Source organism: Aeromonas mytilicola subsp. aquatica (genome assembly GCF_044336385.1).
Classification (GTDB): Bacteria; Pseudomonadota; Gammaproteobacteria; order Enterobacterales; family Aeromonadaceae; genus Aeromonas; species Aeromonas rivipollensis.
Genome location: NZ_CP172298.1, coordinates 3,946,443 through 3,952,500, shown reverse-complemented (window position 1 = coordinate 3,952,500; position 6,058 = coordinate 3,946,443). Strand labels below are relative to the sequence as shown.

The 6,058-nt window shown below is 58.6% G+C and carries 3 protein-coding genes, 1 tRNA gene, 2 rRNA genes and 1 pseudogene (1 of these 7 running past the window's edge); all 7 read left to right on the top strand.

Annotation, left to right across the window (positions count from 1 at the left end):
- A 23S ribosomal RNA gene (locus ACFWHB_RS18040) occupies window positions 1-1,689 on the top strand; it begins 1,201 nt to the left of the window's first position.
- A 125-nt stretch (window positions 1,690-1,814) separates the two neighbouring features.
- Window positions 1,815-1,929 (top strand): 5S ribosomal RNA (rrf, locus tag ACFWHB_RS18035).
- Between the two features lie 97 nt (window positions 1,930-2,026).
- A tRNA-Asp gene (locus ACFWHB_RS18030) sits at window positions 2,027-2,103 on the top strand.
- 278 nt (window positions 2,104-2,381) lie between these two features.
- A complete protein-coding gene (locus tag ACFWHB_RS18025) occupies window positions 2,382-3,383 on the top strand; it encodes a sulfate ABC transporter substrate-binding protein (protein ID WP_395948989.1) in 1,002 nt (333 codons plus the stop codon).
- A 39-nt stretch (window positions 3,384-3,422) separates the two neighbouring features.
- A pseudogene (locus ACFWHB_RS18020) lies at window positions 3,423-3,998 on the top strand (RBBP9/YdeN family alpha/beta hydrolase).
- 278 nt (window positions 3,999-4,276) lie between these two features.
- Entirely contained in the window at window positions 4,277-5,116 is an 840-nt protein-coding gene (cysT, locus tag ACFWHB_RS18015; protein ID WP_163147414.1) for a sulfate ABC transporter permease subunit CysT, read from the top strand.
- Window positions 5,113-6,006 (top strand): sulfate ABC transporter permease subunit CysW, encoded by an 894-nt coding sequence (cysW, locus tag ACFWHB_RS18010; protein WP_111913669.1) that lies wholly within the window; start codon window positions 5,113-5,115, stop codon window positions 6,004-6,006. The genes cysT and cysW overlap by 4 nt, the downstream gene beginning before the upstream one ends.
- The last annotated feature ends 52 nt before the right edge of the window (window positions 6,007-6,058 follow it).

Below are 6,058 nucleotides of genomic sequence, written 5' to 3'. Positions count from 1 at the left end.
GGTGTGTCGAGAGGCATGCTGGAGATATCAGAAGTGCGAATGCTGACGTAAGTAACGATAAAGGGGGTGAAAAGCCTCCTCGCCGGAAGACCAAGGGTTCCTGTCCAACGTTAATCGGGGCAGGGTGAGTCGACCCCTAAGGTGAGGCCGAAAGGCGTAATCGATGGGAAGCAGGTTAATATTCCTGCACGACTTGTAATTGCGATGGGGGGACGGAGAAGGCTAGGTGGGCCAGGCGACGGTTGTCCTGGTGAAAGTGCGTAGGTGGTGTTTCTAGGCAAATCCGGAGACACAACACTGAGACACGAGACGAAGCCACTACGGTGGTGAAGCCATTGATGCCCTGCTTCCAGGAAAAGCCTCTAAGCTTCAGATTACAAGTCATCGTACCCCAAACCGACACAGGTGGTCGGGTAGAGAATACCAAGGCGCTTGAGAGAACTCGGGTGAAGGAACTAGGCAAAATAGAACCGTAACTTCGGGAGAAGGTTCGCTCTTGACAGTGAAGTCCCTTGCGGATGGAGCAGTTGGGAGTCGCAGTGACCAGATGGCTGGGACTGTTTATCAAAAACACAGCACTCTGCAAACACGAAAGTGGACGTATAGGGTGTGACACCTGCCCGGTGCCGGAAGGTTAATTGATGGGGTTAGCGCAAGCGAAGCTCTTGATCGAAGCCCCGGTAAACGGCGGCCGTAACTATAACGGTCCTAAGGTAGCGAAATTCCTTGTCGGGTAAGTTCCGACCTGCACGAATGGTGTAACCATGGCCATGCTGTCTCCACCCGAGACTCAGTGAAATCGAATTCGCCGTGAAGATGCGGTGTACCCGCGGCTAGACGGAAAGACCCCGTGAACCTTTACTACAGCTTGGCACTGAACATTGAACCTACATGTGTAGGATAGGTGGGAGGCTTTGAAGGCGTGACGCCAGTTGCGCTGGAGCCGTCCTTGAAATACCACCCTTGTATGTTTGATGTTCTAACGCAGGGCCCTGAATCGGGCTCGCGGACAGTGCCTGGTGGGTAGTTTGACTGGGGCGGTCTCCTCCCAAAGAGTAACGGAGGAGCACGAAGGTTGGCTAATCCTGGTCGGACATCAGGAGGTTAGTGCAATGGCATAAGCCAGCTTAACTGCGAGACGGACAGGTCGAGCAGGTACGAAAGTAGGTCATAGTGATCCGGTGGTTCTGAATGGAAGGGCCATCGCTCAACGGATAAAAGGTACTCCGGGGATAACAGGCTGATACCGCCCAAGAGTTCATATCGACGGCGGTGTTTGGCACCTCGATGTCGGCTCATCACATCCTGGGGCTGAAGTCGGTCCCAAGGGTATGGCTGTTCGCCATTTAAAGTGGTACGCGAGCTGGGTTCAGAACGTCGTGAGACAGTTCGGTCCCTATCTGCCGTGGGCGTTGGATGATTGAAGGGAGTTGCTCCTAGTACGAGAGGACCGGAGTGAACGAACCTCTGGTGTTCGGGTTGTCACGCCAGTGGCACTGCCCGGTAGCTAAGTTCGGAATCGATAACCGCTGAAAGCATCTAAGCGGGAAGCGAGCCCTGAGATGAGTCATCCCTGACCCCTTGAGGGTCCTAAAGGGCCGTTGGAGACCACAACGTTGATAGGTGGGGTGTGTAAGCGCGGCGACGTGTTGAGCTAACCCATACTAATTACCCGTGAGGCTTAACCATACAACACCCAAGAAGTGTTTCTGGCCTTGTAGCAAGTGCGAGACTACTTACAAATTCAGTGATAGCGACAAAGCCTACGGGCAACCTCGTTATTCACGTCAGCTTTCCGAGATTGAAGTTATTTGCCTGGCGGCCATAGCGCCGTGGAACCACCTGATCCCATGCCGAACTCAGAAGTGAAACGCGGTAGCGCCGATGGTAGTGTGGCATTCGCCATGCGAGAGTAGGACACTGCCAGGCACCCAATTAAACAGTTGTGCACACATTGCATGATTGGCCGAGAGGATGACACCTCGTTGAAACGGCAGACAATTTAGCAAAATGCTAACCAGACAGCGGAGCGGTAGTTCAGTCGGTTAGAATACCGGCCTGTCACGCCGGGGGTCGCGGGTTCGAGTCCCGTCCGCTCCGCCACTAATTTGAAAGGCCTTCCCTTACGGGAAGGCCTTTTTGCTATGCATATTCAGCATCTAAGTCCAGCAAGCCCAGTCAACAGACTGGGCTTTTTCGTGTCTGCAATCTGACGGTGATGAGTGGCGAATTGGGCGACCAGGGGCTGGTTCGCGGCAGTGAGTATGCGTTGGCGGTTGGCCTAATATGCGTAAAAGAGATAAGCAAAGCGCTTTTTCTTTCTTCCTGATATATGTGGAAGGCGGCATTCTGTACTCAACCCAACGATATGGAGTATCACCATGAAATTGCGAATGACCGCCCTGACCCTGCTTTCTCTGCTGGCACTTGGCCAGGCCAATGCGGCCGAGGTCCGCCTGCTCAACGTCTCTTATGATCCGACCCGCGAGCTGTTCCAGGAATACAACAGCGCCTTTGCCAAGGAGTGGAAGGCCAAGACGGGTGATGATGTGGTGGTGAGCCAGTCACACGGTGGCTCCGGCAAGCAGGCGCGTGCCGTGGTGGATGGCCTGGAGGCTGATGTGGTGTCCCTGGCGCTGGCCTATGATGTCGATGCCGTGGCCAAGGCGGGTCTTACCGCCAGCGATTGGGAGGGGCGCCTTGCCAACAATGCGTCTCCCTATACCTCCACCATCGTCTTCCTGGTGCGCAAGGGCAACCCCAAGCAGATCAAGGACTGGGGTGATCTGGTTCGCAAGGATGTCGCCATCGTGACCCCCAACCCCAAGACCTCCGGCGGTGCGCGCTGGAATTACCTGGCCGCCTGGGGCTATGCCCTTAAGAAGAGCGGCACTGAAGAGGGTGCCAAGCAGTTTGTCGGCGACCTGTTCAAGAACGTGAAGGTGCTGGATTCCGGCGCCCGGGGCGCCACCACCAGCTTCATCGAGCGCGGCCTCGGCGACGTCTTGCTGGCCTGGGAGAACGAAGCCCTGCTGGTGCTGAGTCAGCCGGGGACCAGCGACAAGTTCGAGCTCGTGGTGCCGTCTGTCTCCATCCTGGCCGAACCTCCTGTTGCCGTGGTGGACAAGGTTGCCAAGAAGCACGGCACCGAAGCTGTCGCCAAGGGCTATCTTGATTACCTCTACTCCGACGAGGGACAGCGGATCATCGCCAAGTACCACTATCGCCCGAGCAACCCGGCGATCCTGAAGGAGACGGCGGCCCAGTTCCCGCAGCTGGCGCTCTTTACCGTCAAGGATCTGGAAGGGGATTGGGACAAGGCACAGAAGAAACACTTCGCCCAGGGTGGGCTGTTCGACCAGATCTACCAACCGGGCCGCTGACAGTGACTGGCCCCTGTGGCAACAGATAGGAGCACCATGATGAACAAGATCCTTCTGGTTCCCGGTCTGCACAACAGTGGGCCGGATCACTGGCAGAGTCGCTGGCACCAGCAATTTCCCCAGTGGCAGCGGATGCTGGGTCTGCCCTGGGACAAGCCGGACCTCACCGTCTGGAGTGCCAAGCTGGCGAGCAAGCTCAGAAGCCGACGCAGCCGTGTCCACCTGGTGGCCCACTCCTTCGGCGCCCTGACGGCGATTGCCGCAGCGAGGCTGCAACCGGACAAGGTCTCCTCCATCCTGATAGTGGCTCCCGCGGATCCGGCCCGCTTCGGCATCCCGGACGAGGCGCTGGCGGGATCCATCAAGGTGTCCGCCCAGCTCATCGCCAGCCGCAACGATCCCTGGATGAGCTTCGAACGTGCCGAGTATTGGAGTCGTCAGTGGCAGGTGCCGCTGTTCGATGCCGGCTAGGTGGGCCATATCAATGCCCAGTCCGGTCATGGGGAGTGGAGTCAGGGGCTCAACCTGCTGAACACCCTTCATCACAGGGCCGAGATGGTGGTGGATCCCGTCTCGACCGAATGGGATAGGCGGGCGGCCCTCAGCTTCCGCTGATCCTCGACCCATATGACAAGGAGAGTTCCCGCAAGATATCAGACAGGCTCGCCACCCTGATCCCATAGTGACTGTCTTTGCAGCTCAGGTTTCACCGCTCCGTTTGTTAGGTCTTTTATTTATATAAAAGACCTTTTTTTATAGTTATTGCTCTAAAAGCCCTGATTTGCCGTTGTTAGACAAAAAAATGCTTAGCAAAGGCGTTATTGGTGTTTGTTGTCCCCGGCGGTCGTGAGCAGAATCAGCGTATCGAAAGTTTTATAACAAACGGATGTGTTATGCGATTAAGTTCTTATTCCGTCCTCCCTGGCCTGGGGCCGACCCTGGGCTTCAGCCTGCTCTACCTGAGCATACTGGTGCTGTTGCCCCTCTCGGCGCTGGTGCTGTTCGCGGTAAACAACCTGACGGCCGCCGAGTTCTGGCAGGTGATAGGCTCCCCCCGGGTGCTCGCCTCCTTTCGCCTCAGCTTCGGGGCCGCCTTTATCGCCGCCCTGCTCAACAGCCTGTTCGGGCTGATCCTGGCCTGGATATTGGTGCGCTACAGCTTCCCCGGTCGCCGCTTGGTGGATGCGCTCATCGACTTGCCGTTCGCCATGCCGACTGCCGTCTCCGGCATTGCCCTGTGTGCCATCTTCGCCCCCAACGGCTGGATAGGTCAGTGGGTTGCCCCCTTTGGTATAGAGCTCGCCTACAACCCCATAGGGGTGGTGATCGCCCTCACCTTCATCGGGCTGCCCTTCGTGGTGCGCACCCTGCAGCCGGTGCTGCGAGAGGCGGAGACCGAACAGGAAGAGGCCGCCGCCAGCCTGGGGGCCAATCGCTGGCAGACCTTCGCGCGAGTGTTGTGGCCAACCTTGATCCCGGCGCTGCTCACCGGCTTCGCCCTGGCTTTTGCCCGCGGGGTAGGGGAGTACGGCTCCGTCATCTTTATCGCCGGAAATTTGCCGATGGTTTCGGAAATCGCGCCGCTGATGATCATGAGTCATCTGGAGGAGTATGACTATGCCGGGGCCTCGGCCATCGCCTCCGTCATGCTGCTGATCTCGTTTGTTTTGCTGTTGATCATCAACAAGTTGCAGGCCTGGAGCTGGGCACGCATCGGAGGAAGCCGCATATGAATGCATCCAACGCCAGCCTGGACCTGGCCCTCGATGGGGCCCCTGTCACTCAGGTGCGCCAGCCTGCCGTGACCCGTGAGCCCGTCTGGGTCAAGTGGCTGCTGATCAGCGTCGGGCTGGGCTGGTTCGCCGCGCTTTTGCTGCTGCCGCTGGCGACCGTCTTTATCCAGGCCCTGAGCCCGGGCCTCGCCTTCTTCTGGCATGCCATCAGCGAGCCAGATGCCCTGAGCGCCCTCGGCCTGACCGCCCTGGTGACCCTCTGCTCTGTGCCCCTCAATCTGCTGTTCGGGCTGGCCGCCGCCTGGGCCATAGCCCGCTTCCGCTTCCCGGGCCGGCAACTGCTCATCACCCTCATCGATCTGCCGTTCTCGGTGTCGCCGGTGATAGCGGGTCTGATGTTCGTGCTGATGTTCGGCAGTCGCGGCTGGTTCGGTGACTGGCTGAGCGAGCACGACATCAAGATCATCTTCGCCACCCCGGGGATCATATTGGCGACCACCTTCATTACCGTGCCCTTCGTGGTACGCGAGCTGCTGCCCCAGATGGAGGCCCGTGGTCCGGAAGAGGAGGAAGCGGCCATCATGCTGGGGGCGAGCGGCCTGCAGATGTTCTGGCGGGTCACCCTGCCCGGCATCCGCTGGAGCCTGATGTATGGCTTGCTGCTCTGTACCGCCCGTGCCGTGGGGGAGTTCGGTGCCGTCTCCGTGGTTTCCGGCCATATTCGCGGTCAGACCAACACACTGCCGCTGCACATCGAGATCCTCTACAACGAGTACCAGACCGGCGCCGCCTTTGCGGTGGCGAGCCTGCTGGCCCTGTTCGGGATCTTCACCCTGCTGGGGGAGACCCTGCTGGCCCGGCTGCGCGCTCAGCCCACCCAGTCCCATTGATATGGCCTGGCCTGCCTGCTGGCAGGTCAGCCCGGATAACCATGAATCCGGT

Bases quoted from the DNA above. Each gene is read 5' to 3' on its own strand.
- ACFWHB_RS18025 (WP_395948989.1), top strand. From the start codon at position 2,382: ATGAAATTGCGAATGACCGCCCTGACCCTGCTTTCTCTGCTGGCACTT.
- cysT (WP_163147414.1), top strand. From the start codon at position 4,277: ATGCGATTAAGTTCTTATTCCGTCCTCCCTGGCCTGGGGCCGACCCTG.
- cysW (WP_111913669.1), top strand. From the start codon at position 5,113: ATGAATGCATCCAACGCCAGCCTGGACCTGGCCCTCGATGGGGCCCCT.